23 protein-coding genes, 2 tRNA genes and 1 riboswitch are annotated in these 24,718 nt (G+C 68.8%); of the genes, 16 read left to right on the top strand and 9 right to left on the bottom strand.

Annotated features, from left to right (window positions below; translation table 11 throughout):
• Positions 1-31 precede the first annotated feature (31 nt).
• Positions 32-631, top strand: a complete 600-nt coding sequence (locus tag IEZ09_RS35630; RefSeq protein WP_189258221.1) for a hypothetical protein — start codon at positions 32-34, stop codon at positions 629-631.
• Between the two features lie 8 nt (positions 632-639).
• Here the strand turns inward: IEZ09_RS35630 and IEZ09_RS35625 are convergent, their stop codons facing one another.
• Positions 640-1,107, bottom strand: a complete 468-nt coding sequence (locus tag IEZ09_RS35625; RefSeq protein ID WP_189258220.1) for a hypothetical protein — start codon at positions 1,105-1,107, stop codon at positions 640-642.
• Between the two features lie 26 nt (positions 1,108-1,133).
• A riboswitch (cobalamin riboswitch) is annotated at positions 1,134-1,271 on the top strand.
• A gap of 36 nt (positions 1,272-1,307) precedes the next feature.
• On the opposite strand from IEZ09_RS35625, the gene IEZ09_RS35620 reads away from it, so the two are divergent.
• From IEZ09_RS35620 to IEZ09_RS35590, 7 genes are all read left to right on the top strand, one after another.
• Positions 1,308-2,330, top strand: a complete 1,023-nt coding sequence (locus tag IEZ09_RS35620; protein ID WP_229813257.1) for a FecCD family ABC transporter permease — start codon at positions 1,308-1,310, stop codon at positions 2,328-2,330.
• The gene (locus IEZ09_RS35615) at positions 2,330-3,070 is read left to right on the top strand and encodes an ABC transporter ATP-binding protein (protein ID WP_189258219.1); all 741 of its coding nucleotides are present in this window, start codon (positions 2,330-2,332) and stop codon (positions 3,068-3,070) included. The genes IEZ09_RS35620 and IEZ09_RS35615 overlap by 1 nt, the downstream gene beginning before the upstream one ends.
• Positions 3,067-4,047: an ABC transporter substrate-binding protein gene (locus IEZ09_RS35610; protein WP_189258218.1), complete on the top strand. Its 981-nt coding sequence runs from the start codon at positions 3,067-3,069 to the stop codon at positions 4,045-4,047. The genes IEZ09_RS35615 and IEZ09_RS35610 overlap by 4 nt, the downstream gene beginning before the upstream one ends.
• 34 nt (positions 4,048-4,081) lie before the next feature.
• Positions 4,082-4,918, top strand: a complete 837-nt coding sequence (locus IEZ09_RS35605) for an NAD(P)H-binding protein (RefSeq protein WP_189258217.1) — start codon at positions 4,082-4,084, stop codon at positions 4,916-4,918.
• A 192-nt stretch (positions 4,919-5,110) separates the two neighbouring features.
• Positions 5,111-6,700 carry a citramalate synthase gene (gene cimA / locus IEZ09_RS35600; RefSeq protein ID WP_229813256.1) on the top strand — a complete coding sequence of 530 codons (1,590 nt, stop codon included), beginning with the start codon at positions 5,111-5,113 and terminating at the stop codon, positions 6,698-6,700.
• Between the two features lie 10 nt (positions 6,701-6,710).
• The gene (locus IEZ09_RS35595) at positions 6,711-7,469 is read left to right on the top strand and encodes a fumarylacetoacetate hydrolase family protein (protein WP_189258215.1); all 759 of its coding nucleotides are present in this window, start codon (positions 6,711-6,713) and stop codon (positions 7,467-7,469) included.
• A gap of 67 nt (positions 7,470-7,536) precedes the next feature.
• The gene (locus tag IEZ09_RS35590) at positions 7,537-8,196 is read left to right on the top strand and encodes a response regulator transcription factor (RefSeq protein WP_189258214.1); all 660 of its coding nucleotides are present in this window, start codon (positions 7,537-7,539) and stop codon (positions 8,194-8,196) included.
• Here IEZ09_RS35590 and IEZ09_RS35585 read toward each other — a convergent pair.
• Positions 8,186-9,442 (bottom strand): FAD-dependent oxidoreductase, encoded by a 1,257-nt coding sequence (locus tag IEZ09_RS35585; RefSeq protein ID WP_189258213.1) that lies wholly within the window; start codon positions 9,440-9,442, stop codon positions 8,186-8,188. The genes IEZ09_RS35590 and IEZ09_RS35585 overlap by 11 nt on opposite strands.
• A 377-nt stretch (positions 9,443-9,819) precedes the next feature.
• Here IEZ09_RS35585 and IEZ09_RS35580 point away from each other — a divergent pair, with 377 nt between their 5' ends.
• From IEZ09_RS35580 to IEZ09_RS35570, 3 genes are all read left to right on the top strand, one after another.
• Positions 9,820-10,557, top strand: coding sequence for an HAD family hydrolase (locus IEZ09_RS35580; protein WP_229813255.1), 738 nt, complete (start codon positions 9,820-9,822; stop codon positions 10,555-10,557).
• A 150-nt stretch (positions 10,558-10,707) separates the two neighbouring features.
• Positions 10,708-10,779: transfer RNA gene (locus tag IEZ09_RS35575), tRNA-Gln, on the top strand.
• A 128-nt stretch (positions 10,780-10,907) separates the two neighbouring features.
• Positions 10,908-10,980, top strand: a tRNA-Glu gene (locus IEZ09_RS35570).
• Between the two features lie 938 nt (positions 10,981-11,918).
• On the opposite strand, the gene IEZ09_RS35565 is transcribed toward IEZ09_RS35570, so the two are convergent.
• Entirely contained in the window at positions 11,919-12,620 is a 702-nt protein-coding gene (locus IEZ09_RS35565; RefSeq protein WP_045310640.1) for an IclR family transcriptional regulator, read from the bottom strand.
• A 73-nt stretch (positions 12,621-12,693) separates the two neighbouring features.
• Between IEZ09_RS35565 and leuC the strand changes: the two genes are divergently transcribed.
• From leuC to IEZ09_RS35550, 3 genes are all read left to right on the top strand, one after another.
• Positions 12,694-14,100 carry a 3-isopropylmalate dehydratase large subunit gene (leuC, locus tag IEZ09_RS35560; protein ID WP_189258212.1) on the top strand — a complete coding sequence of 469 codons (1,407 nt, stop codon included), beginning with the start codon at positions 12,694-12,696 and terminating at the stop codon, positions 14,098-14,100.
• 5 nt (positions 14,101-14,105) lie between these two features.
• Complete coding sequence (gene leuD, locus IEZ09_RS35555) at positions 14,106-14,708, top strand: 3-isopropylmalate dehydratase small subunit (protein ID WP_189258211.1); 603 nt, start codon at positions 14,106-14,108, stop codon at positions 14,706-14,708.
• A 184-nt stretch (positions 14,709-14,892) separates the two neighbouring features.
• Positions 14,893-15,540 (top strand): HU family DNA-binding protein, encoded by a 648-nt coding sequence (locus IEZ09_RS35550; RefSeq protein WP_189258210.1) that lies wholly within the window; start codon positions 14,893-14,895, stop codon positions 15,538-15,540.
• Positions 15,541-15,919: 379 nt separating this feature from the next.
• Here IEZ09_RS35550 and IEZ09_RS35545 read toward each other — a convergent pair whose 3' ends face one another.
• From IEZ09_RS35545 to IEZ09_RS35535, 3 genes are all read right to left on the bottom strand, one after another.
• Entirely contained in the window at positions 15,920-16,837 is a 918-nt protein-coding gene (locus IEZ09_RS35545) for an NUDIX hydrolase (RefSeq protein WP_229813261.1), read from the bottom strand.
• On the bottom strand, positions 16,837-19,119 hold the full coding sequence (locus tag IEZ09_RS35540; protein ID WP_370467773.1) for an RNA degradosome polyphosphate kinase: 2,283 nt from the start codon (positions 19,117-19,119) through the stop codon (positions 16,837-16,839). The genes IEZ09_RS35545 and IEZ09_RS35540 overlap by 1 nt, the downstream gene beginning before the upstream one ends.
• Before the next feature lie 68 nt (positions 19,120-19,187).
• Positions 19,188-19,379: a cold-shock protein gene (locus IEZ09_RS35535; RefSeq protein WP_189258207.1), complete on the bottom strand. Its 192-nt coding sequence runs from the start codon at positions 19,377-19,379 to the stop codon at positions 19,188-19,190.
• Between the two features lie 159 nt (positions 19,380-19,538).
• Here IEZ09_RS35535 and IEZ09_RS35530 point away from each other — a divergent pair, with 159 nt between their 5' ends.
• Positions 19,539-20,975, top strand: coding sequence for an LVIVD repeat-containing protein (locus tag IEZ09_RS35530; protein WP_189258206.1), 1,437 nt, complete (start codon positions 19,539-19,541; stop codon positions 20,973-20,975).
• Here the strand turns inward: IEZ09_RS35530 and IEZ09_RS35525 are convergent.
• The 3 genes from IEZ09_RS35525 to cofC all read right to left on the bottom strand — a co-directional run bounded on the left by IEZ09_RS35525 (position 20,897) and on the right by cofC (position 23,937).
• Positions 20,897-22,075 (bottom strand): acyltransferase family protein, encoded by a 1,179-nt coding sequence (locus IEZ09_RS35525; RefSeq protein ID WP_189258205.1) that lies wholly within the window; start codon positions 22,073-22,075, stop codon positions 20,897-20,899. The two genes, IEZ09_RS35530 and IEZ09_RS35525, sit on opposite strands and share 79 nt — an antisense overlap.
• A 210-nt stretch (positions 22,076-22,285) precedes the next feature.
• Positions 22,286-23,260: a hypothetical protein gene (locus IEZ09_RS35520; protein WP_189258204.1), complete on the bottom strand. Its 975-nt coding sequence runs from the start codon at positions 23,258-23,260 to the stop codon at positions 22,286-22,288.
• Positions 23,261-23,313: 53 nt separating this feature from the next.
• Complete coding sequence (gene cofC / locus IEZ09_RS35515; RefSeq protein ID WP_189258203.1) at positions 23,314-23,937, bottom strand: 2-phospho-L-lactate guanylyltransferase; 624 nt, start codon at positions 23,935-23,937, stop codon at positions 23,314-23,316.
• Positions 23,938-24,009: 72 nt separating this feature from the next.
• On the opposite strand from cofC, the gene IEZ09_RS35510 reads away from it, so the two are divergent.
• The gene (locus tag IEZ09_RS35510; protein WP_189258202.1) at positions 24,010-24,717 is read left to right on the top strand and encodes a lysophospholipid acyltransferase family protein; all 708 of its coding nucleotides are present in this window, start codon (positions 24,010-24,012) and stop codon (positions 24,715-24,717) included.
• Position 24,718 lies beyond the last annotated feature (1 nt).

Genomic DNA, 24,718 nt, shown 5'->3' with positions numbered 1-24,718 from the left:
GCCAGCCCCAATGCACCCGCAACAACCGCCGATGCGTCCCCAGCACCCGATGCGGCCACCGCAGCGTCCGTTGCCGCCACCACCCAACATGATGCGGCCACCCGCGCCACCGCCGCAGCAGCCGGTGGAGGAGCTTCCGGAATGGACGAAGGACGGCGAGTTCCCTGCCGTCTCGCGTGACATTCCGCTCTACGGCAAGGATCCCGCGTCCGGCAAGGAACAGCTCTGGGTGGGCCGCGTCGTGTGGCAGGCGTGGACCGCCAAAGAGATCAAGATGGCCGTCTACGGCCCGTTCGGACGCAAGATGGCGTCCGGCGACTCCGTGTTCGACGCCCTGCTCAAGATCCGCGGCGAACTCGAGAACCCCGAGCAGCACAGCCCGCCGTGGAAGGTGCTGGTCAAGGGTTCCCGGCGCGACGTGTGGCACGTCGGCCACAAGGTGTCCATCTTCCCGGGTGACCGGGCCGAGGTCCTCGTGCCCGGCGAGAAGGCGACCGAGTCGGTCGACGTGCTCGCGATGCTGGAGCCGCACGACACCCCGAAGTTCGGCCTGGTCGAGCACCAGCTGGCCAACTGCATGGAGTACTTCCGCCGGTTCGAGCCGGGCTTCGGTGCCGCCGGCGCGGTCTGAGACCGCGGTCACGCCAGCCAGAGGATGAGGCCGGCCAGCAGCAACCAGTGCTGGCCGGCCACCACCACGGCGCGCCGGCCGGGCCCGGCCAGGCGCGCGACCCCGAGGCTGATCGGCACGAACAGCAGTCCCACCAGCAGGCAGGCCTGCGGCAGCACCCAGGTGCCGCCGGTGGCGATGAGCAACGTCGCGGTCATGCCGAGCAGGAACACGCCCAGGTAGATCGCCGCGGCGCGGCTCCACAGGCTCACCAGCAGCGGTGTCACCGCGACCGCCCAGCCGATCAGCACCTGCGGCAACGTCAGGCACGACTGCGGCGTGCAGTAGACCTGGTCCAGCGCGGTCCCGATCTCCTGCGCCCAGATCCCACCGGTGGCGACGCCGAAGGCGAGCATGCCGAAGGCGATCTGGCCGGGGCTGTTGCCGTTGTCGTCCTGCTGTCCCCGTTGCCGCCGCCGCCCGTCTCCGCTGCCCATACCGGTAAGACGCGCCTCCGCGCGGTTTTGTGCAGTGGCCCGTGGGTTAGGGTGGGGTCGTCGTGCACGGGGGAAGACCGGTCGAAGTCCGGCGCTGACCCGCAACGGTAGGTCCCTGTCCGCAGGGGGCGAGCCCGAACACCCGCACACGGCCAGAAGAGGAACTCCGACTCCTGCCGTGGACTGCGGGAAGGGACCAAGTGATCGCGAAGATCAGCGCGCTCGTCGGCGTGCTCGCCGTCAGCGTCGTCGCGGGCGTGGCGCTCGGCCCCGTCTCCGTCCCGTTCGACGTCACCCTGGAACTGCTGTGGGCGGCGCTCACCGGTGGAACGATTCCCGCCGACCTGGCCGGGCAGTACCACATCGTCTGGGACATCCGCCTGCCCCGCGTCCTGCTCGCCGCCGTGGTCGGGGCCGGTCTCAGCACGGTCGGCGTCGCCGTCCAGGCCATGGTCCGCAACGCTCTCGCCGACCCGTACGTGCTCGGCATCTCGTCCGGCGCCAGCGTGGGGGCGACGGCTGTGGCGACGCTGGGAATCCTGTCCGGTCTGGGCGTCTACGCGCTGTCCACGGCCGCGTTCGTGACCGCGCTGGCCGCCACCGCGCTCGTGTACGTGACTTCCCGCACGAGCAGGGGGCTCACGCCGCTGCGGCTCGTCCTCACCGGAACCGCGCTGGCGCACGGCTTCTCGGCCGTCGCGATGCTGCTGGTGTTCCAGGCACCGCGCGGGGATGCGGCACGCAGCGCGATCTTCTGGTTGCTCGGCAGTCTCGGCGGTGCCCGGTGGGCGTCGTTGCCCGTCGCGGCCGCGGTCACCGCGCTCGGCATCGGCTACCTCGCGACGAAGGCCCGTCAGCTCAACGCTCTCGCGATGGGCGACGAGACGGCCACCACGCTCGGCGTTCCGGTGCAACGGTTCCGCACGCACCTGTTCGTGGTCACCGCCGCGATGACCGCGGTGCTGGTCGCGGTCAGCGGTGCGGTCGGGTTCGTCGGCCTGATGCTGCCGCACCTGACCCGCATGGTCGTGGGCGCCGACCACCGCAAGGTGCTGCCGCTGGCACCGTTGGCGGGTGCCGCTTTCCTGGTCTGGGTCGACGTCGCCGCCCGCCTGCTCGCGGCGCCGGAGGAGCTGCCGCTCGGCGTCATCACGGCCGCGATCGGTGTGCCGTGCTTCGTGATCCTCATGCGCCGCAGGTCCTACGTGTTCGGAGGCCGCTGATGCGCGTCGAGCTCCACGACGTCACGGTCCAGGGAATCATCGCCGGTATCTCGTTGCACGCGGAGAACGAGGTCGTCGGCATCATCGGCCCGAACGGCAGCGGCAAGTCGACCACGTTGCGGTGCGTGTACCGGGCATTGCAGCCCGACGCGGGCGCTGTCCTGCTCGACGGCACCAACGTCCACAAACGACAGGACGTCGCCCGCGACCTCGCTGCGCTGACCCAGGAGTCGCAGGTCGAGTTCGACTTCACCGTCACCGAGGTCGTGGAGATGGGCCGCCTGCCGCACGACCGCGACCCGGCGCGTGACAGTGCCGTCGTCGCCGCGGCACTGGCCACAGTGGACGTGACGCATCTCGCCTCGCGCAGCTTCCTCAGCCTGTCCGGCGGCGAACGGCAACGTGTCCTGATCGCGCGCGCCATCGCCCAGGAACCCCGCGTGCTCGTGCTCGACGAGCCGACCAACCACCTCGACATCCGCCACCAGCTGGACGTGCTGCGGCTGACCCGCGGTCTGGGCGTCACCGTCCTGACGGTGCTGCACGACCTCAACCTCGCCGCGTCCTGCTGCGATCGCCTGCACGTGCTGGACTCCGGACGGCTCGTCGCGTCCGGCCCGCCGGAGGAGGTCCTGGTCCCGGAGCTGATCGCCGAGGTCTTCCACGTGACGGCGCACGTCGTCCGGCACCCCACCACGGGAGTTCCCCAACTCCTTTTCGACCAGGAGGTCACCCCTTGAGAACCGCCGTCGTCACCGCCGCCCTGCTCCTCGTTTCCGGCTGTGGTGCCACGGTCGCCCATGAGACCTCGAAGCCGGACCCCGTGACCGTCACGAACTGCGGCCGGCAGGTCACGTTCGACCGGATTCCGTCCAAAGTGGTCACCAACGACACCGGCATCACCGAGCTGATGTTCGCGCTCGGCCTCAAGGACCGCATGGCGGGGTACGTCGTCGACGGCAACAACACGGTGGACCTCCAGACCTCGCCGTGGAAGGCCGACTTCGACTCCACGCCCAAGCTGGCCGAGAAGATCTCCAAGGAGGTCGTGCAGGGCGCGGGAGCCGACCTCGTGTTCGCCGGCTGGAACTACGGCTTCAGCGAGAGCACGGGCTTCACCCCGGACGCGGTGAACCAGCTGGGCATCGGCACCTACCAGCTCACCGAGGCGTGCCGCAACGGCAACGGCAAGCAGCGCGGCATCATGCCCGCGCTGGACGCGCTCTACACGGATCTGCGCAACCTGGGGAAGATCTTCCGCGTCGAGGCGAAGGCCGAGGAGCTGATCAAGGGCTACCAGCAGCAGATCGAGAACGCGGGCAAGCTCATGGCGGGCAGGCCGCGCCCGAAGGTGTTCCTCTACGACAGCGGCCAGGACCAGCCCTTCACGTCCGGCCGCAACGCGGCCCCGCAGGACGTGATCGCCAAGGCGGGCGGCGACAACGTCTTCGGCGACCTCGACGACAGCTGGACCACGGTCAACTGGGAGACGGTGGTGCAGCGCGACCCGGACGTCGTGCTCATCGTGGACTACGCGGACGGCAAGGCGAACACGCCGGCGCAGAAGCAGGCGTTCCTCGAGGGCTTCGCGCCGCTCGCGAACTCGCCGGCGATCAGGAACAAGCGCTTCTTCGCACTACCGTACGCCGCGCTGGTCGAGAGCCCGCGCAACCCGGCGTCGATCGAGGCGTTCGCGAGGTACCTGGCTTCTGCTTGACCTCTGGTTTGGTCGAGGTCATAGCGTCGCGACCATGATCTTGGTGACCGGAGCGACGGGGAACATCGGAAGCGTTCTGCTGGAGGAGTTGCGGGCGGGCGGTGCCGGAGCGGTGAGAGGACTCACCAGGGACATCGCCCGGGCGGGCTTCCCTGCCGGGGTCGACGCTGTCGAAGGCGACCTCTCCCGCCCTGACGGTCTCGGCCTGGCGCTCGCGGGTGTGCGATCGCTGTTCCTGCTGCCGGGCTTCGGCGGGGAGGCCGAGGTCCTGGCAGCCGCCCGGCAGGCGGGGGTGGAGCACGTGGTGCTCGTGTCGTCGATCACGGTCCAGACGCATCCGCACCTGCCTGCCGCGCAGGCGAACCAGACCGTCGAGGAGCTGCTGAAGGACAGCGGCCTGGACTGGACGATCCTGCGGCCGACGCAGTTCGCCTCGAACACCCTGATGTGGGCGCCGTCCATCCGGGACCACGGCACGGTTCGCGCTCCCTACCCGGACGTCGGGCTTCCCTCGATCGACCCCGCGGACATCGCCGCCGTCGCACGCGTGGCGCTCACCGAACCCGGCCATCGAGGCAGGACCTACCCGCTGACCGGGCCGCGCCGCGTCACGCCACGCGAGCAGACGGCGGACATCGCGGCCGCTCTGGGCCGCGAGCTGTCGTTCGTCGAAATCAGCCGCGCGCAGGCCCATCAAGAACTGACCCCGCATTTGGGGGATGAGGTCGCGGACGCCGTGCTCGACCTCATGGGCGGCGACGTCAACGACGAGTTGCTGGCCGTGCGCGACACCGTGGAGCGGATCACCGGCCGACCGGCGGCCCCGTTCTCCCGCTGGGCGCAGGCGAACGCCGCGGCCTTCCGCGCATGACCAGATAGTGGGAGATTTCCTCCCGGCGCTTGGTACGTCGTGCTGAGCTGTGGCAGCATCCGCTACATGGCTCAGCACCTCGCCATCATTATCGACGAGCGCGTCGGGTAGTGCCGCCCCTGGCACCCGACGCGCAGACCTCTCGCATCCGCGGGGGGTCTTTTTGTTTGTCCGGATGAGGAGATGACCCCGATGGCCGGCCCCACCGACGAGTTCCACGTCTACGACACGACGCTGCGCGATGGCGCCCAACGTGAGGGAATTTCGTACTCCGTCACGGACAAGCTCGCTGTCGCACGGCTGCTGGACTCGCTCGGCGTCGGTTTCATCGAGGGCGGCTGGCCCGGCGCTCTGCCCAAGGACACCGAGTTCTTCGCCCGCGCGGCGGCCGGCGACCTGGAGCTGAAGCACGCCAAGCTGGTCGCGTTCGGAGCGACGCGCAAGGCGGGGGTGAAGGTCGAGGAAGACCCGCAGGTCAAAGCACTTCTCGACAGCCAGGCCCCGGTGGTCACGCTGGTGGCCAAATCGGACCTCAGGCACATCGAACGCGCGCTGCGCACGGACACCGACGAGAACCTGAGGATGGTGCGCGACACCGTCAGGTTCCTCAAGGAGCACGGCAGGCGCGTCTTCCTCGACGCCGAGCACTTCTTCGACGGGTACGCCTTCTCGCCGGACACCAGCCTCAGGGTGCTGGAGTCCGCTGTGGAGGGTGGCGCGGACGTCGTCGTGCTGTGCGACACGAACGGCGGGCAGCTGCCGCTGGGTCTCGCCGAGACGGTCGCCGAGGTCATCGAGAAGACCGGCTTCCGAGTCGGAATCCACTGCCAGGACGACACGTCCTGCGCGGTGGCGAACACGGTCGCGGCCGTCCAGGCGGGCGCGACGCACGTTCAGTGCACCGCCAACGGTTACGGCGAGCGAGCGGGCAACGCGGACCTGTTCGCCGTCGTGGGAAACCTCGTGACCAAGCTCGGCATGGACGTGCTCCCGACCGGGGCACTGGCCGAGCTCACCCGTGTCTCCCACGCGTTGGCCGAGATCGCGAACATCGCACCCGACACCCACCAGGCCTACGTCGGGTCGTCAGCCTTCGCTCACAAGGCGGGTCTGCACGCGAGCGCGATCAAAGTGGATCCGGAGCTGTACAACCACATCGATCCGGACCGCGTCGGCAACGACATGCGGGTGCTGGTCACCGAGATGGCCGGCCGGGCGAGCATCGAGCTCAAGGGACGTGAGTTCGGGCTCGACCTGGCCGGCCGGTCAGCCGAAGTCGGCAACGCGTTGAAGCGGGTCAAGGAGCTGGAGGCGAGGGGCTGGTCGTTCGAGGCGGCCGACGCCTCGATGGAGCTGCTGCTGCGTTCCGAGCTGTCCCAACTGGACACTCCTCCGTTCACGCTGGAGTCGTACCGGGTCGTGCTGGACCACCGCTCGGACGGCGAGATCGTGTCCGAGGCCACGGTGAAGGTGCACGTGGCGGGGGAGCGGGTCATCGCGACCGCCGAGGGCAACGGTCCCGTGCACGCGCTGGACGCGGCCCTGCGCAAGGCGTTGCTGCCGCACCTGTCCTGGTTGGACACCGTGGAGCTGGCCGACTACAAGGTGCGCATCCTCACCGAACATCCGGGCACGGACGCCGTGACGCGCGTGTTGGTCGAGTCCACGGACGGCGAGCGCGAGTGGACCACTGTGGGTGTGCACGGCAACATCGTCGAGGCCTCCTGGCTGGCGCTGTGCGACGCGCTGGTGCACAAGTCCATGCGATCCAAGCCCGTCTAAGGTGTAGTACGTGCGCATCGCCCGAATCGCTCATCCGCAAGGTGTGGCTTTCGTTGCCGTTCACGGCGAGGAAGCCGCAGAGATCGCCGAACACCCCTTCGGCACACCCACGTTCACCGGCCGCAAGTGGCCGTTGGCCGACGTCAGGCTGCTGGCGCCGATCCTGCCGACCAAGATCATCGGCATCGGCCGCAACTACGCCGACCACGCGGCGGAGCTCGGCAACGATGTCCCCGCGGAGCCGTTGATCTTCCTGAAGCCCAACACGTCGGTGATCGGGCCCAACGTCGAGATCAAGATCCCGGCCGCGTCCGAGCGCGTGGACTTCGAGGGTGAACTGGCCGTCATCATCGGCCAGCCGTGCCGGGACGTGACGAAGGCCAAGGCGATGAGCGTGGTGATGGGCTACACCATCGCCAACGATGTCACCGCGCGCGACCTGCAGAAGAAGGACGTGCAGTTCACGCGCGGCAAGGGGTTTGACACGTTCTGCCCGATGGGTCCGTTCATCGAGACGGAGTTCGACCCCTCCGACGTTCGCGTCGTCACCGAGCTCGACGGCGAGGTCAAGCAGGACGGCCGTACTTCGTTGATGGTGCACGACATTCCGTCGCTCATCGAGTACGTCTCGGGGATCATGACGCTGCTTCCCGGCGACGTGATCCTGACCGGAACGCCGGCCGGGGTCGGGCCGATGAGGGCCGGACAGACGGTCTCCGTGACTGTGGACGGCCTTGGCACGCTCACCAATCCGGTCGCAAATAGGTAGCCGTACGGAGCAATCCGGCGTCCGGCAGGTTACGCACCCGGGTACCCGCTAGTAACTTCCCGGTGTCATGACGGACCTGGCGTCCACGCGTGTGCTCCTCGTCGACGGTTCGCAGCTCATCACCGAGGGCTTGCGGATCTCGCTGCACCGCACGCACTGCTTCCGCGTTGTGGGCATCGCCCACACCGTGGCCGATGCCGCGCGCTGCCTGCGCAGCGTCGCGGTGGACCTGGTCGTCACCGACTTCGACGTGCCGGGCGCCGGGCCGCTGCGCACCGTGCGGGACACGGCGCAGCTCCGGCCGAGCGCCCGCGTCGTCGTGCTGTCCAATGCGGACAGTCCGAGCTGGGCCCGCGCCGCGCTGGACGCCGGTGCGGTCGCCTACCTGCTCAAGACCTCACCCGTGGCCGAGCTGCTGCCGCTGATCGCGGCCGCCGTGCGGGGTGCTCCCGCCACGATCGACGCACGGGTGGGGTCGCTGGCGCGGCTGCCGGCGCGGATGCCGCCGCCGGCCGCTCTCGCCCAGCTGTCGGCACGCGAGTTCGACGTGCTGGCCGAGATGGCGAAGGGGATGGACAACGCGCGCATCGCCCAGCGGCTCTTCATCAGCAACGACACCGTGAAGACCCACGTCAAGGCGATCCTGCGCAAGCTGGGCGCACGGGACCGCGCCCACGCCGTGGCGATGGTGCTCGGCGAGTCCTCCGAGGCCTTCGTCACGACCTGACGATGGTCTGGGGCTTCCTGCGCGCGAACTCCGGCGCGTGCTCCGGGCGCGGGCCGATCGCGATCACGTAGGCCGGGATCGCCTGCAGGAACGGCAACCGCTGGGCGAGCTTGAGCGCCACCGGCACACCGGTGCTCGACACCGTCTCGGTGCTGTTGAGCTTGCGGCCGAGGAACAGCCGGTGGATCACCCGCTGCAAGGTCTGGATCACCACGGTCGGGAACAGGCGGCGCCTGCGGACCTTGGCGAGCGTCGCGCTCGTCACCCTGCCCTCGCGCAACGGCTTCGCGAGCAGCGCGGCCGCCGCCACGGCGTCCTGCACGGCGAGGTTGATGCCCACGCCGCCGACCGGCGACATCGCGTGCGCGGCGTCACCGATGCACAGCAGACCGTCGACGTGCCAGCGCCGCAACCGGTCCAGCTTCACGTCGAGCAGCTTCGCGTCGTCGATGGACTTGATGTGGTCGACGCGGTCGGCGAGCCACGGGATGAGCGTGACCACGCGCTCACGGAACTTCTCGACGCCCTCGGCACGCAGTTTCTGGTCCGTGCCCTTGCGGATCAGGAACGCGCACTGGAAGTACTCGCCGCGCGGGATGAGCACCATGCCGCTGCCGGCGCTGAACCGCCCGCCGCCGCCCGCGACCGGGTCGCTTTCGTTGCGGGGCAAGCGGAACCACCACACGTCCATCGGCGCGCCGAACCGGTAGATCGGCAGGTCCACGGCGTCGCGCAGGATCGAGCCGCGCCCGTCCGCGGCGACGACGAGGTCCGCCGCGATCTCACCCTCGTGCCCGTCCACGAGGTCGCGGTACTTCACGCCCGTGACCCTGTTGCCGCTCTTGGTGATCCCGGTGACCTCGGTGTTCATCCGCAGTGTGAACGACGGCTCCAGCCTGCCCGCGTCCGCCAGCAGGTCCAGGAAGTCCCACTGCGGCACCATCGCGATGCGCTTGTTCGGGCCGGGAAGCCTTGTCAGGTCGGCGATCGTCGCCTTGGCGCCGCCGTCGAGCAGTGCCTCGAGCTTCGTCACGTCCTGGTGCGGCACCTGCTCGAACGCGGGCCCCAGCCCCAGTTCGTCCATGAGCGTGAGCGTCGACGCGTGCACCGTGTCGCCGCGGAAGTCGCGCAGGAAGTCGGCGTGCTTCTCCAGCACCGTGACCTCGACGCCTCCGCGCGCCAGCAGCAGCCCCAGCACCATCCCCGCAGGTCCGCCTCCGACGACGAGGCAGGTCGTCCTCTCCATCTCGATCCCCTCTTTTCAACCGCTGTTGAATAAACTCAGCATGCTCCTGATCGCCCCGTGCGTCAAGCCGAGTTCGTGTGGTGTGGACCGCTCGCGCCGGTTCCACTGTGGACGGTCTGGGAAACCAGGCCCCGAAACGGTTGCGACCGCTGCGAAATCTCGTGGTAGGAGCTACGGTGTCGCGCCCGCGGAACCGCGTTCCGGAGCTGAGACGGTCAAGTAGCCGAACAACACTCGACCGGGCGATTGCGTTTGGCGCTCGGAGGAGTCTCACTGGTTCGTTCGGGGCCTCAAGGTCTTCTTGATCGTGCAAGGACCTATAGGAATCACCTCGTTAGCCGAATCGGACGAGGCCTTCCCGCACCTAACCTTCCGGGGTGACAACTGCGTCCCCGACTTTCACGCGTAAGAGAACCGGCGAGATCCGCGCTGTGTGCCTGGACGTCGACGACACACTTGTCGACTACAGCACTTCATCGCGCGCCGCGTTGGCCTCGATGGTCGGTAACGCCGACGCCTGGTCGTTGTGGCAGCGAATCACCGACGACCACGTGTCCCGCCAGCTGGCTGGCGAGCTGCAGTACGAGTCGATGCGCAACATCCGCACCCAAGCCTTCTTCGCCGCACTCGGCGAGGAGCTCACCCTGGAGGAAGCCACCCGCCGCGAGCTGGCCCGCCAAGAAGTCCTCTCCGCAGGCTGGTGCCTGTTCCCCGACGTGATCCCGATGCTCGACTGGCTGCGCGCCACGGGCCTCCCGATCGCCGCGATCAGCAACGCCTCCGGCCGCCACCAGCGCGTGAAGATCGCCCAGCTCGGCCTCTCGCCGTACTTCGACGCGGTCCTGATCGCCGGCGAGGTGGGCTGCGCCAAGCCCGACCGCGTGATCTTCCACACGGCGTGCCTGGCCCTGGGCGTCCCGCCCGGCGACACCGTGCACGTGGGCGACCGCCTGCACGCCGACGCCATCGGTGCCCGCGACGCCGGCATGCACGGCGTCTGGATCAACCGGACAGGTCCGACCGGCGGAACGCTGCCCGCGGGCCTGTCCTCGATCACGTCACTGGCGGAACTGCCCGAGCTCCTCGTGTGCGAGCTGTCCGCGGCCACCGCCTGAGTTCACCCCCGAGACCGGCCCTCACCTGCGCGTTTGCCTGCAGGTGGGGGCCGATTTCACTTCTGGTGGGGACGTGGTCTAGTATTTCTCCCGGCAGCAACGAGGGGCTCGGAACTCCCGCGGAGAACCGAAGTCGATCGTGAAAGCCAATGGGGTATGGTGTAATTGGCAGCACGACTGATTCTGGTTCAGTTAGTCTAGGTTCGAGTCCTGGTACCCCAGCTGCTGCGGAAGAACTACCGCGAGGTAAGCTTCCGGAGCCGGTTGGAAAAGCAAGAACAAGAACTGAATAGCCGGATTTGGACCGGACAGAACGATCTGATAAGGTTCAAACCAGCAAGAAGTTCTAGGGCCCCGTCGTCTAGCGGCCTAGGACGCCGCCCTCTCAAGGCGGTAGCGAGGGTTCGAATCCCTTCGGGGCTACAGAGGTGGGAGAGGTCTGCGAGCGTAGTGCGCTCGCAGACCTCTTTCGCATTTGTCCTCTGGGGGCCGAGCCCCCAGACCCCCAGCCGGCGGGGCTTCGCCCCCCGGACCCCCCGTAGGTTTCCCGATTTGTGTTGTGCGGGGCTTCGCTTCGCTCGCATCTGGGAGACAAAGCCCGGGCTTCGCTTCGCTTGCCCACTTCAACTTGAGAAAGACTGGGCTTCGCTTCGCTCGCCCGTTCTGGTGGGGTTAGAGGCGTTTTGGGGTTCGGTTTTCTTTGGCTGTGGTTGTCTTCACAGCCCGAAAGAAGCAGTGCCCAACGCCACATCGGCCACCCGTTGTCGAAGTGGCTCGGGTGGTGGTCAGCAGCGCTTGGCCGACACCGCCTGCACGTCCTCCTGCATGCCGTGGTGGTCCACCACTGCGTGACCGCCGCACACCTCGCGGTGTGCCCTGCAACGGTCTGGGAAAGCCTGCGTCCCAACGTCTGGTGGACAGCGGGCACGAACGCTCCTCCCGCACAGCCCGGAAATGGGCAGAAGCGGTCGCCCGCCATGCCTAGGCCGTCGCCCGCCATGCCTAGGCCGTCGCTCGCCATGCCTAGGCCGTCGCCCGCTACGGCGAGGCCGTCGCCCGCCACGCCTAGGCCGCCGTCCGCCATGCCGAGGCCGCCGTCCGCCATGCCGAGGCCGGGCGGACCTTGTCCTTGGCGGTCTTCTTCGTGGTGGGTGTCAGCACATCGGTGGCGGTGTGACTTTCATGTCCGCCGCCGGATCGCGGTCGTGGGCGAGAAGGGAGGGCGCGGTGCTCCGGCTTTTGGCGGAGGGGAAACGGGGTGCGGTGCGCCGCGTGTCGGGAGGTTTGGGGCGGCGTGTCGTGGCGCGAACGACAGCGGCCGCCCTTCCCCTTGGGGAAGAGCGGCCGGTGGGAGGTGCGCTTCAGAGGCGGCTTTGCAGGGCCTCTGCTGCTGCCAGGAGGTCGGCTGCCCAGCGGGCGCCGGGGCGGCGGCCCATGCGGTCGATGGGGCCGCTTACCGAGACGGCGGCGACGACGGCGCCGGAGCTGTCGCGGACTGGGGCTGAGACCGAGGCCACGCCTGGTTCGCGTTCGGCGACGCTTTGTGCCCAGCCGCGGCGGCGGACTTCCAGGAGCGTGCGTTCGCCGTAGACGGCGTCGGCCAGGACTGCTCGTTGGGTGCCGGGGTCCGCCCAGGCGGCCAGGACCTTGGCGCCTGAGCCGGCCGTCATCGGCAGGCGTGCGCCGATGGGGACCGTGTCGCGCAAGCCGGACGGCGGCTCGGCGGCGGAGACGCAGACGCGTTGCATGCCGTCGCGGCGGTACAGCTGGACGCTCTCGCCGGTGATGTCGCGCAACCTGGGCAGCACGGAGGAAGCGGCGTCGAGCAACGGGTCCGTCGCCCCGCCAGCCAGTTCCGCCAGAGCCGCACCTGGGCGCCAGCGGCCGTCGGAGCCGCGCCGCAGCAACCGGTGCACCTCCAGGCCCACGGCCAGGCGGTGCGCGGTCGCTCGCGGCAGGCCGGTGCGGTTGCACAACTCGGCCAGGCCACAAGGATCTTTTGCTACGGCGTTCAACACGGCCACTGCCTTGTCCAGGACGCCGATCCCGCTATGCTGTCCCACAAGCCGATACTAACTTCCCAGACAGTGAGAAGTCCAGATCTGTCGGCGCGTCCATAATGTGGGAGATGTCGCGATGAGCCGCACGCTCGCGGAGAAGGTGTGGGAGGCACACGTTGTGCGCCACGGCAGTGGTGCGGAGCCGGACCTGCTCTACATCGACCTCCATCTGCTGCACGAAGTCACCAGCCCCCAGGCGTTCGACGGGCTGCGCCTTGCCAACCGCAAGCTCCGCAGGCCCGATCTGACGATCGCCACCGAGGACCACAACGTCCCCACCGTCGACATCGACAAGCCCATCGCGGACCCCGTGTCGCGCACGCAGGTCGAGACGCTTCGCCGCAACTGCGCCGAGTTCGGTGTGCGGCTGCACCCGATGGGCGACCTGGAGCAGGGCATCGTCCACGTGGTGGGCCCGCAGCTCGGTCTCACGCAGCCCGGCATGACCGTGGTGTGCGGCGACAGTCACACGTCCACGCACGGTGCGTTCGGCGCGCTGGCATTCGGCATCGGCACGTCCGAGGTGGAGCACGTGATGGCGACGCAGACGTTGCCGTTGCGTCCGTTCAAGACGATGGCCATCAACGTCGACGGCGAGCTCAAGCCCGGCGTCACGGCCAAGGACATCATTCTCGCGGTCATCGCGAAGATCGGAACCGGTGGCGGACAGGGCTATGTGCTCGAGTACCGCGGCGCGGCGATCGAGAAGCTGTCGATGGAAGCGCGCATGACGGTCTGCAACATGTCGATCGAGGCGGGTGCCCGCGCCGGCATGATCGCACCGGACGAGACGACTTTCGACTACATCAAGGGCCGTCCGCACGCACCGTCCGGCGCGGACTGGGACGCTGCCGTCGCGTACTGGAAGACGCTCCGCACGGACGACGACGCGACTTTCGATGCGGAAGTTCACATCGACGCCGACGAGCTGACGCCGTTCGTCACGTGGGGCACCAACCCGGGGCAGGGTCTGCCGCTCGGCGCGAGCGTTCCCGACCCCGAGCAGATCGCGGACGAGAACGAGCGCGTGGCCGCCGAGAAGGCGCTGACGTACATGGGCCTGGAGCCCGGCACGCCGCTGCGCGACATCCGCGTGGACACCGTCTTCCTCGGCTCGTGCACGAACGGGCGCATCGAGGACCTGCGGGCCGCCGCGGACGTGCTGAAGGGCAAGCACGTCGCTTCAGGAGTACGGATGCTGGTCGTCCCCGGTTCGATGCGGGTGCGCAAGCAGGCCGAGGAAGAGGGCCTGGACAAGGTCTTCCTCGACGCGGGCGCCGAGTGGCGCCAGGCTGGCTGCTCGATGTGCCTTGGGATGAACCCGGATCAGCTCAAGCCCGGCGAGCGCAGCGCGTCGACCTCCAACCGCAACTTCGAGGGCAGGCAGGGCAAGGGCGGCCGGACGCACCTCGTCTCACCGCTCGTCGCGGCCGCCACGGCCGTGCGCGGCACCCTGTCGGCCCCCGCAGACCTGGAGAACTGAAAGCCATGGAAGCCTTCACCACCCACACGGGCGTCGGTGTGCCGCTGCGCAGGTCCAACGTGGACACCGACCAGATCATCCCCGCCGTCTACCTCAAGCGCGTCACCCGCACCGGCTTCGAGGACGGGCTCTTCGCCGCCTGGCGCGGTGACGAGCACTTCGTGCTCAACCAGGAGCCGTTCAGGGCCGGCAGCGTCCTCGTGGCGGGTCCGGACTTCGGCACCGGGTCCTCTCGGGAACACGCCGTCTGGGCGTTGATGGACTACGGCTTCCGGGTGGTCGTGTCGTCCCGGTTCGCCGACATCTTCCGGGGCAACGCGGGCAAGCAGGGCCTCGTGGCGGCGCAGTGCAGCCAGTCCGATGTCGAGCTGCTGTGGAAGCTGCTCGAGTCAGAGCCCGGCACGCCGGTCACCGTGGACCTCACCGACAAGACCGTTCGCGCCAAGGACTTGGTTGCCCCGTTCGAGATCGACGACTACACCCGCTGGCGCCTTCTCGAGGGCCTCGACGACATCGCTTTGACGCTGCGCCACGAGGCCGAGATCAGCGCATTCGAGGGCAATCGCCAGACTTGGTTGCCCACAACGGATCCGCTTCAGGCGGTCTGAGAGGGGGCCGGATTCTCCCCTTGAGAGGGGCGAATCCGGCGCCCGGAGTCCCTCGAAGGGGCGCAATTAGCCACGCCACAACGAAAATTTTGGCGTGGCGATTGGTATTTCTCGCGTTTTGGGCCTACCGTTGCGTTCTAGTCGGCCCGACGTTGGGCCGTGAGCGTCCTGGGAGGGACTGAAGGTGAACAAGGCCCAGCTCATCGAGGCGCTCGCCGAGCGCCTGGGAGACAAGAAGACCGCGGGTGCTGCTGTTGACGGCATCGTCGATGTGATCGTGCGGAGCGTCAACAAGGGCGAGAAGGTCAACATCACGGGCTTCGGCGTCTTCGAGAAGCGTGCCCGTGCGGCTCGCACCGCGCGCAACCCGCGCACGGGTGAGACCGTGAAGGTCAAGAAGACCAACGTGCCCGCGTTCCGCCCCGGCTCGACGTTCAAGGACGTCATCAGCGGTGCGAAGAAGCTGCCGAAGGCCGTTGCCGCCAAGCCGGCCGCCAAGCCCGCTGCCGCCGCGGCCGCGAAGCCCGCCGCTGCCAAGGCCCCGGCCACGAAGGCGGCGACCACGCGCGCCACCACGACGCGCACCCGCACGGCCGCGGCCGCCACCAAGGCGCCCGCGACCCGTCGCACCACCACGGCTGCCGCCAAGACCACGGCTGCCAAGGCGCCCGCGAAGGCGACCGCGACGAAGGCCGCTGCGAAGCCGGCCGCGGCGAAGGCGACCGCCGCCAAGAAGCCCGCTGCCAAGACCACGGCTGCGGCCAAGCCCGCTGCGAAGACCACGGCCGCCAAGGCGCCCGCGGCTCGCAAGACGGCTGCCAAGAAGAAGTGAGACGGGCCTCCCCGTAGAGGGAGGCTGCGTCACTTCGGTACCAACGCGGAAGGCCCCGGTGTGCGCACACCGGGGCCTTCCGCGTGCCTGGGGAGGCCCCTCCGGGAATGCGCTGGCACGCTTGGGAAGCCGTTCCCAGGCGTGCGGCGTGCGGCCGACCGGTATACGAATGCCGCTTCCGCAGCGGCCGCCGGGAGACGCCCGGAAATGACGGGACGGCTTCCGAGAACGTCTGTGACTCCAATAGAAATAACGCCGCCAGGCCTGCGAACGCCTCCCCGGACAAGCGAAACCGCCGCCTCCTGGCCCGACTTGGTTGCCAGAGGCGAACTTTCGTCGAGGCGGGGAGACGGCGGCGTGAAAAAGGTTCTTCAGACCCTCAGGGACGCGGCAGCGCCGAGGCCAGGTAGTGCGCCGACACCAGCGTTGGCCAGCGCGAAGGCGAGTCCGAAGTGGACCACGTGCCGAACGGCCTGGTGAAGGCCAGCACCCACGTGCTGCCCTTCTTGCAGGGGATCTCGTCGAGCCGCAGCCCGCCCAGCTCGGCCAGCGTCCGCACCACGGACGGGATGACCCCGCCCTGCGAGCAGACGACGGCCCTGCCCTCCTCGGCGGCGATCTCCAGCAGCCGCACGAGACCCGCCTCCGGGTCGGGCCAGTAGCCCTCCTCGGACAGCCGCGGCTCCTCGACCATCTCGACCGAGAGATCCTCTGCCACGCCTCGCACGGTGTCCGCGCAACGCACCCTGGGAGCCGTGTGGACGCGCGTGGGCGACCACACGGGCAACAAGGACCGCAGCGCCGCCGCCTGCCGCCAGCCGGCGTCTGAGAGGGGCCTCAGGTCGTCGTCAGCGTCCCACTCAGACCGCTTCCCCGCCTTCGCGTGCCGCACCAGCAACACCAGCAACAGATCGGCGGGCAGCCGGGCGAACTCCGCCAGCACCTCCCGATCCGGCTCGTAGGTCAGCAACGCCGCCGCATCGGCGACCGGCAGCCATTTGAGCGAGTCCACCTCGTCATTGGCCGTGAAAGAACCCGAGACGGCCTCGGCGGCGTAGTAGTCGACGGTCTTCGGCACCGACTTCACCGAATACGACACCTGCTTCAGGTGCCGGCCGAGCACGCACGAAAATCCGGTCTCCTCGAAGACCTCGCGCACCGCGCAGGCCGGGATCGTCTCTCCCCGGTCCAGCTTTCCCTTCGGCAACGACCAGTCGTCATAACGGTGGCGGTGCACGATCGCGACTTCGACGTCACCGCCGGCATCGCGCCAGAGCACCGCCCCAGCAGCTTTGATCACCCAAGCGCTCCGTGCTTGTGCAGCAGTTCCATTTGGTGGTCGCGGACCGAGGATCCGTCCGACGGCGACGCTTCCCATTCTCCGTCCGCGCGCAGCACCCAGCAGCGCGTCTGCGGATCCAGAGCCGACGTGAACACGTCGCCCAGCTGCGAGGTCAGCCGGGGGTTGGTGACCCGCACGGCCACCTCGACGCGGCGGTCGAGGTTGCGGTGCATCATGTCCGCGCTGCCGATCCAGTACTCGTCGCAGCCGATGAAGTGGAAGATGCGCGAGTGCTCGAGGAACCGGCCGAGGATCGAGCGCACCCGGATGTTCTCCGACATGCCCTTCACACCGGGCTTCAGCGCGCAGATGCCGCGCACGACCACGTCGACGGGCACCCCGGCCTGGGAAGCGCGGTACAGCGCGTCGATGACCTGCTCGTCCACGAGCGAGTTCACCTTGATGCGCACACCGGAGGGACTGCCCGCCTGTGCGAGCTCGATCTCACGGTTGATCCGCTCCACGATGCCCTTGCGGACGCCGTAGGGCGCCACCATCAACGAGCGGTACTCGTCCTGGCGCGCGTATCCGGTCAGCACGTTGAACAGGTCGGTGAGGTCGGCGCCGATCGTCGGTTCCGCGGTCAGGAGGCCGACGTCCTCGTACAACCGAGCCGTCTTCGGGTTGTAGTTGCCGGTGCCGATGTGGCAGTAGCGCCGGATCGTCGACCCCTCCTGGCGCACCACCAGCGAGGTCTTGCAGTGCGTCTTCAGGCCGACGAGACCGTAGACGACGTGCACGCCCGCCTTCTCCAGCGTGCGGGCCCACCTGATGTTCGCCTGCTCGTCGAAGCGCGCCTTGATCTCCACCAGCGCCACGACCTGCTTGCCGGCCTCGGCCGCGTCGATGAGCGCGTCCACGATGGGCGAGTCGCCCGAGGTGCGGTACAGGGTCTGCTTGATGGCGAGCACGTGCGGGTCGGCGGCGGCCTGCTCGATGAAGCGCTGCACCGACGTCGAGAACGAGTCGTACGGGTGGTGCACCAGCACGTCACCCTCGCGCAGCGTCGCGAAAACACTCTTCGGCGTCTCCCGCTCACCGAACGCGGGGTGTGTCGCGGGCACGAACGCCGGGTCCTTCAACGTCTTGCGGTCGATGCCGTAGAGCTGCCACAGGCACGACAGGTCGAGCAAGCCGGGCACCGTGACGACGTCGTGCGGGTCGACGTCCATCTCCCGCAGCAGCAACTCGAGCATGTGCTCGGTCATGTCGTCGGCGACCTCGAGGCGCACCGGCGGGCCGAACCGGCGCCGGGCGAGCTCGCGTTCCAGCGCCTGCAACAGGTCCTCGTCGCGGTCCTCCTCGACTTCGAGGTCCGCGTTGCGCGTCACGCGGAACGCGTGGCACTCGATGACCTCCATGCCGGTGAACAGCTCGCCCAGGTGCGCGGCGATGAGTTCCTCCAACGGCAGGAAGGTCGCGGAGGACGACGACCGGTCCGCCTCCACCCGCACCAGGCGCGGCACGTTGTCCGGCACCTTCACGCGGGCGAACCGCTCGCCGCCGCCCTCGGGGTCGCGCACGGTCACCGCGAGGTTCAGCGACAGCCCGGAGATGTAGGGGAACGGGTGCGCCGGGTCGACCGCGAGCGGTGTGAGGACCGGGAACACCTGCTCGCTGAAGTAGTTGGAGAGCCGCAGCCGGTCGTAGTCGGTGAGGTCGCCCCACGTCACGATGCTGATCCGGTGCTCTTCCAGACCGGGCCGGATGTGGTCGAGGAACGCGCGGGCGTGCTGCTCGACCAGTTCCTGCGTGCGCTTGGAGATCGCGGCGAGCTGCTCGCGCGGCGTGAGCCCGTCCGCGCTGCGCACCGAGAGACCGGTCTCCTCGCGGCGCTTCAGGCCCGCGACCCTGACCATGTAGAACTCATCCAGGTTCGACGCGAAGATCGCGAGGAACTTCGCGCGCTCCAGCAGCGGCTGGGACGAGTCCTCCGCCAGCGCGAGCACGCGGGAGTTGAAGTCCAACCAGGACAGTTCACGGTTGAAGTACCGGTCGTCCGGCAGGTCCGTGGGCAGGGCGCTCGACGTCACCGCGGGCGGCGCGGAGGGCACGCTCCGCACCGGCGTCGCGACCGGCTGGTTCGGCTGGGTCTTCGTCCGCGGGGGGTTGGACGCCCGTCTGGTCGCCGCGCGGGGCTGGCGCGTGCTCGTCGCGCGCGGGGTGGCCGCCTTGCTGCGCGTGGAGCGGCGTCGGGGTCCGGTCGCCTTGCCGTCGTCGTTGTTCTCCGTGCTCACGTACCGCATTGTTCCGCACTATTGCCGCGAGCGCCCCTGTCCAGAACGACCGACTGGTGAACTCCTCGTCACAGAACTGGCATGCGCAGGGCGGTGACCGCCCCGTCGGGACTACGTTCGAGGGTCACCCGCTGACCCGGACGCAGCATTCGCCAGCCACCCGCGGTGACCGCGGCCGCGCTCACATCGACCAGGACGCCGTCGTCGCGCAGGACGACGGCAGAGCCGTCACTGTTGAACGTGGACACGGTCGCCTGCACAGCCGGAAAGCCTAGACGTTCGGACCTACACGTCTCATTTGAGCCACTGCCAGGGTCGAGTGCATGAAGGTTCTAGCCACATTGACTGCGGCGACCCTGTTGGCCTTCACCACGGCAGGACTGGCTTCGGCTGCGGCCGCCGAGCCCAGGACTCCGAAGGTGGACAAACCACGCCTGCAGGCGGCTGCGAAGAACGTGCGCCTGAAGGCGACCCTGCCCGACTCGGCACGCGCGATCTCGATCGCGTTCGCCCAGTACGGGCCTCGTGACGTGGCGTTCGTCAGCCTCGAAACCGGGCTGAAGACGTTCGACGTCACCGATCTCGACCATCCGAAGCTCCTCGACCACCTCACCAAGCAGGAGATGGCGCTGCCGGGCGACGACCCGACGAAGATCTTCTGGGAGAACGAGGACATCAACGTCGACCCCGTGCGCAAGCTCGCGTTCCTGGCGCGCGAGGTCAACTCGTTCGGCCGCACCCTCCCCGGCGACCGCCCGACCGGCAACTACATCGTGTCCGCTGTGGACCCGGCCGACCTGAAGATCCTGGCGTTCCACCGGCAGGACACCGGCCACACGACCACCTGCATCAACGACTGCCAGTTCCTGTGGACGGCAGGGCGCGACCGGTCGGACGCCAAGACCGGGCGGATCTTCGTCACCGACATCCGCGACCCGAAGAACCCGAAGGAATTGCCGGTCTCGATCGACGTCCGCGGCAAGGCGGGCGAAGGCAAGATCACGCACGACGTCCAGGTCGACGCGCAGGGCATCGCGTGGGTCGCGGGCGACAACGGCACCCGCGGCTACTGGACGCAGGGCTGGCACCGCGATCCGCTGAGCGGGAAGTTCCGCGAGGCGAAGGCGTGGGACCCGATCGCCTACGCGGGCGGCAACGTGCCGAAGGTGGACATGCCGACCTCGTTCACGCACAACTCGTTCCGCCCGGTCGGCAGGACGCTGGCCGACGGCCCGCGTCCCACGCCGGAGAACCCGCCGGGCAGCCTCCTGCTGCACACCGAGGAGGCGTTCGGTTCGCCGACCTGCAAGACCGAGGGCCGGTTCGTCATCTCGTCGCTGAAGGGCTCGTACAACGGCGAGGGCTGGAGCACCCAGCCGTTCGAGATGAAGACGGTCGGCGTGTGGAGCCCTGACGACCAGGAGGGCACCATCCCCGCCGACGTCGAGTGCTCCGCGCACTACTTCGACGTGAACAAGCGGATCGTGGCCTACTCCTGGTACGAGCAGGGCACCCGGTTCCTCGACATCTCCAACCCGGCCAAGCCGATCCAGATCGGGTACTGGCGGCCGGACGCGGCGGTGTCGTGGGCGCCGTATTGGCACAAGAACACCGTCTTCGTCGCCGACATCTCGCGCGGCGTCGAGATCCTGGAGCTGGAGAAGGGCGCGTACGAGGCGCAGGAGAGCGGCACGAACGTGACGCTCACCGCTCACCACTCGAAAGAACTGGCCAGGGAGAGCGGCCGCGACCGCGTGCCGCTCGCCCCGAACCCGTTCTACGGCTGGGCGTGTCCGATGCTCGCGAGCCGCGACGACTCCGACTGCGGCGCGGGAGCCTGCGGCGCACCCTGCTGAGCCTTCTCCCCGGCAACGGCAGCCCTGACGGCGGCCGCCGCGCGCTGGCGGGTGATCACACGCCGGCCGAGGTTGATCATCGGGATCTCCACGGTCGTGTAGAGGACGCTCGCCAGCGCCAGGCCCAGTGCCGTGACCACGACGGACTGTCCGATGCCGGACAACGAGGGCCAGACGAACGCGATGACCGTCGCGGCGATCGTCTGCACGAGGTAGAGCGAGTACGAGCGCTCACCGACGAACTGCATCGGCTTCGTGGACAGCAAAGTCGTCGCCGGGCCCGGCGAGACCAGCGCGGTGAGCAGCACCGCCGTCGCGAGCGCGTAGACCGGGATGACCAGCACGTGACCGGGAATCCCGTTGATGCCGTCGAGGAACCCGGCGATCGGCTTCACGCTCAGGTGCACGCCGGCGAATCCGACCGAGACGAAGACCTGCGCGACCGGGCTCGTGAGCGGGCGCAGCAGCTCGAACCCGCGCCGGCTGTGCAGCGCGATGGCGAGCAGGACACCGGTGAGGATCGAGAAGTAGTGCAGCGGCCAGCCGGGGTTGCTGTGCGACACGGTGAAGTTGACGACGACGAGCGCGAGCAGCAACCCGAGAACGGCGGCACCGGCGCGGCGCTTGAGCACGACGGTGCCCAGCGCGATCGCCACCAGCGGCCAGACCAGGTAGAACTTCTGCTCGATTCCCAGCGACCACGACTGGCCGTACGGGCTGGAACCGGCGAACTCGTTGGTGAAAGTGAAGAAGTACTTGAGCGCAGGGCCGATGCCGTTGCTGACGAACGTTCCCGCGATCGCGGAACCGGCCGCGGTGACCAGCAGAACCACGAAGTACACCGGCAGAATGCGGAACGACCGGCGCAGGTAGAACTCCTTGAGCGAGATGCGGCCCGTGCCGCGTTCCTCGCGCAGCATCAGCGTCGTGATGAGAAAACCGCTGAGCACGAAGAACATCTGGACTCCCGCCCAGCCCTGCAGCCAGTCCGGGCCCCCGTAGTGGAAGAACACGACCAGCACCGCGGCAATGGCGCGCAGGCCGTCAAGAGCGGGAAAGCGGCGCAACGCCAGGTAGTCGGCGTGCGTCAACGACTTCATGCAGTACACCTCGGGGCAACGCGTCGGGGAACGGCGTCGGGGGATACGCCGTTTGCATCAGGGGATACGGATGTAAAGGTGCCGGGGTTCCCCGTCGAGTTGCCCCTGACAACATTTTCGTGGTGTTCGTCACTCAACATCGGGGCAACGGGGAAAGACCGGACAGCGGCGTCGCCGGCAGGAGCACCACCAGCGCGGCCAGCACCCGCGTCAGCACGCGGGCAACGCCGAGAGCGACGACAGTGCAGCGGCCGCCGCGACACGACCGCCCTGCTGGGTCAGCGCTCCGCCGTGGACCTCCAGCCAGTAGGCGTCGTCGGTGGTGTGCATCGTCGCGCCGCTGCGGATGTCCGTGACGTACGACGACCCCGACTGCCACGACACGAAGTCACCGCTGACCCGCGGGAAGACGATGCCCTCCGTCCTGGACGCGGTCTTGATCACGGCGAGCTCGCGCGGCTCGGTCCAGCCTTCGCGCCAGGCGTGCAGGGCGTCGCCCTGCGTCCACACCACGGTGCGGCCGTCCGACGCCGCGCTCCCGCCGGGCCGCGCGTTCTTGAGCTGGTCGGGCAACGCCGTCTCGGCGCGGAACTTCCCGTCCTGCAGCCACAGGACCGCGTCGCCGAGGAACACCGGCTCCTTGCCCTGGCCGACGATCCTGTCCTTCTTCCTCGCGAGGTCGTAGACGTGCACGCCCTTGCTGTCGGACCAGGCGGCTTTGCCGTTGTGCACCACGGCACCGCTGTCCCCGATCCGCACGGGCGCGCCGTCGTTGCGCGAGTCCCACGCGTAGGTCGTCGGGGTGCGGTCGGACGGGCTGGGCGTCGTGGAGAACGTCACCCAGCGGCCGTCGAACTCGACGCCGACGAGCTGCGCGTCGTCCTGCACCGCCATGACCTGCTGGCGCTTCGTGCTGTCGCGCAACACGAGTTCGGTGGTCCTGTTGCGCGTGGTCTTCACGAGCGTCACGTCGGCCTTCTCGTTCGCGCCGACGACGGTGACCTTCTCGTGCGAGCCCACCTCCGTGGAGTTGCGGGCCAGCTCGTCCTTCCAGTCCTGGGGCAGGTCCACGCGACACGAGTCGAGCTCGCTCGGCGCGGTGTAGCCGGAAGGCCGGTCGATCGGTACGGCGGCGACACAGCCCGCGATGGCCGTGATCGCCGCCAGCGCGATGAGCGCTCGCATCAGTCTCCCAAGTCGTGATCACCCCGGTGACCCGGAAGACGCGTGACGATCGCTCAGGTTGTCCAGGCGGGCAACGCGTTCGCGGTGTGCGCGCCGAGACCGAGCGTCAGCGCGAGGCGCAAGTCTTCTTCCGTGTCCACGTCACAGCGCAGCGACGGCCACGGCCCGAACAGCGCCACCGCACCGGAAATCCGGTGATGTCCCGCGGACCCGACACCGAACCGCGGGTCGAGCTCCCCGCCGGGTGCGGCGAGGAGCAACGTCGTTCCGGTGCCCTGCCGGTCGGGGACGAACGCGCGACGGTTCCCCGCCGCTTCGAGCGCTGCCTGGAGCTCGCCCGGCTTGAGCGCGGGCAGGTCGGCCTGGAGCGCGCCGACGCGGTCCGACCGGAGCGTGCGGGCGCCGTGCCGCAGCGCCGCGTTCAGTCCGGGCTCCGCGGGCTCGGGCAGCGCCTCGACGCCCAGCGCCGCCATCTCGGCGGCGACGGCGGGGTCCGATGTGATCGTGACCACGCGGCGGACACCGGGCGTCGCCACGGCGGCGCTCACCGTGTCCATGGCGAGCGCGAGCGCCAGCGCCGCGTGTGACACCGGATCACCGCCGGTGGCGCTGGTCAGCCTGGTCTTGGCCCTGTCGAGCGTTTTGACCGGAACCACGAGGTCAACTTCATCCCGCACCTCGTCATAGTCCACGATCTGACGACTAATGTGCTCCTGGGCGCAGATCTAGCAGGGTGAGGAGAGCTCCACGTGGCCAAACGGGAGAAGGGCGGCTTCTGGGTCGGCGTCGCCGCGACGATCGTCTACCCGCTGTCGGGCCTGCTGGGCAGGCGCAGGTACCTGCACGGCGACCGCATCCCGCGCCAGGGTTCGGTGCTGCTGGTCATGAACCACATCTCGCACCTCGACCCGATCTACGACGCGGTGTTCGTGCACCGCCACGGCCGGGTGCCGCACTTCCTCGCGAAGCACAGCCTGTGGAACATCCCGGTCGCGAACAAGATCCTGCGCGGCACGCGGCAGATCCCGGTCTACCGGGGCACCACGGACGCCCAGCAGAGCCTGCGCGCGGCCCACGAGGCGCTGGCGAGCGGCGACCTCGTGGTGATCTACCCAGAGGGCACGATCACCAAGGATCCCGAGAGCTGGCCGATGAACTCGCGCACCGGTGTCGCCCGGCTCGCGCTGCAGCACGACGGCCCGGTGATCCCGATCGCCCGCTGGGGCACGGTCGACATCTACGACCACTACAAGAAGAGGTTCCGGCCCTTCCCGCGCAAGACGGTCACCTACCTCGTCGGCGAGCCGGTCGACCTGTCGGCGTACAAGGGCTCCGAGGAGTCGCTGGCGGTGCTGCGCGAGGTCACCGACCTGCTGATGAACCGCGTGAAGGACCTCCTGTCCGAGGTGCGCGGCCAGCAGGCACCGGAAGGCTTCTACGGACCGAGGAAGGCCTGAA

Source organism: Lentzea flava, assembly GCF_014648475.1.
Classification (GTDB): Bacteria; Actinomycetota; Actinomycetes; order Mycobacteriales; family Pseudonocardiaceae; genus Lentzea; species Lentzea flava.
The sequence above is the reverse complement of the archived record's forward strand: the minus strand, read 5'-3'. Positions and strand labels throughout refer to the sequence as shown.

Bases quoted from the DNA above. Each gene is read 5' to 3' on its own strand.
- leuD (WP_189258211.1), top strand. From the start codon at position 14,106: ATGGAAGCCTTCACCACCCACACGGGCGTCGGTGTGCCGCTGCGCAGG.
- IEZ09_RS35625 (WP_189258220.1), bottom strand. From the start codon at position 1,107: ATGGGCAGCGGAGACGGGCGGCGGCGGCAACGGGGACAGCAGGACGAC.
- IEZ09_RS35525 (WP_189258205.1), bottom strand. From the start codon at position 22,075: ATGAAGTCGTTGACGCACGCCGACTACCTGGCGTTGCGCCGCTTTCCC.
- leuC (WP_189258212.1), top strand. From the start codon at position 12,694: ATGAGCCGCACGCTCGCGGAGAAGGTGTGGGAGGCACACGTTGTGCGC.
- IEZ09_RS35590 (WP_189258214.1), top strand. From the start codon at position 7,537: ATGACGGACCTGGCGTCCACGCGTGTGCTCCTCGTCGACGGTTCGCAG.
- IEZ09_RS35520 (WP_189258204.1), bottom strand. From the start codon at position 23,260: ATGCGAGCGCTCATCGCGCTGGCGGCGATCACGGCCATCGCGGGCTGT.
- IEZ09_RS35630 (WP_189258221.1), top strand. From the start codon at position 32: ATGCGTCCCCAGCACCCGATGCGGCCACCGCAGCGTCCGTTGCCGCCA.
- cimA (WP_229813256.1), top strand. From the start codon at position 5,111: ATGGCCGGCCCCACCGACGAGTTCCACGTCTACGACACGACGCTGCGC.
- IEZ09_RS35605 (WP_189258217.1), top strand. From the start codon at position 4,082: ATGATCTTGGTGACCGGAGCGACGGGGAACATCGGAAGCGTTCTGCTG.
- IEZ09_RS35585 (WP_189258213.1), bottom strand. From the start codon at position 9,442: ATGGAGAGGACGACCTGCCTCGTCGTCGGAGGCGGACCTGCGGGGATG.
- IEZ09_RS35615 (WP_189258219.1), top strand. From the start codon at position 2,330: ATGCGCGTCGAGCTCCACGACGTCACGGTCCAGGGAATCATCGCCGGT.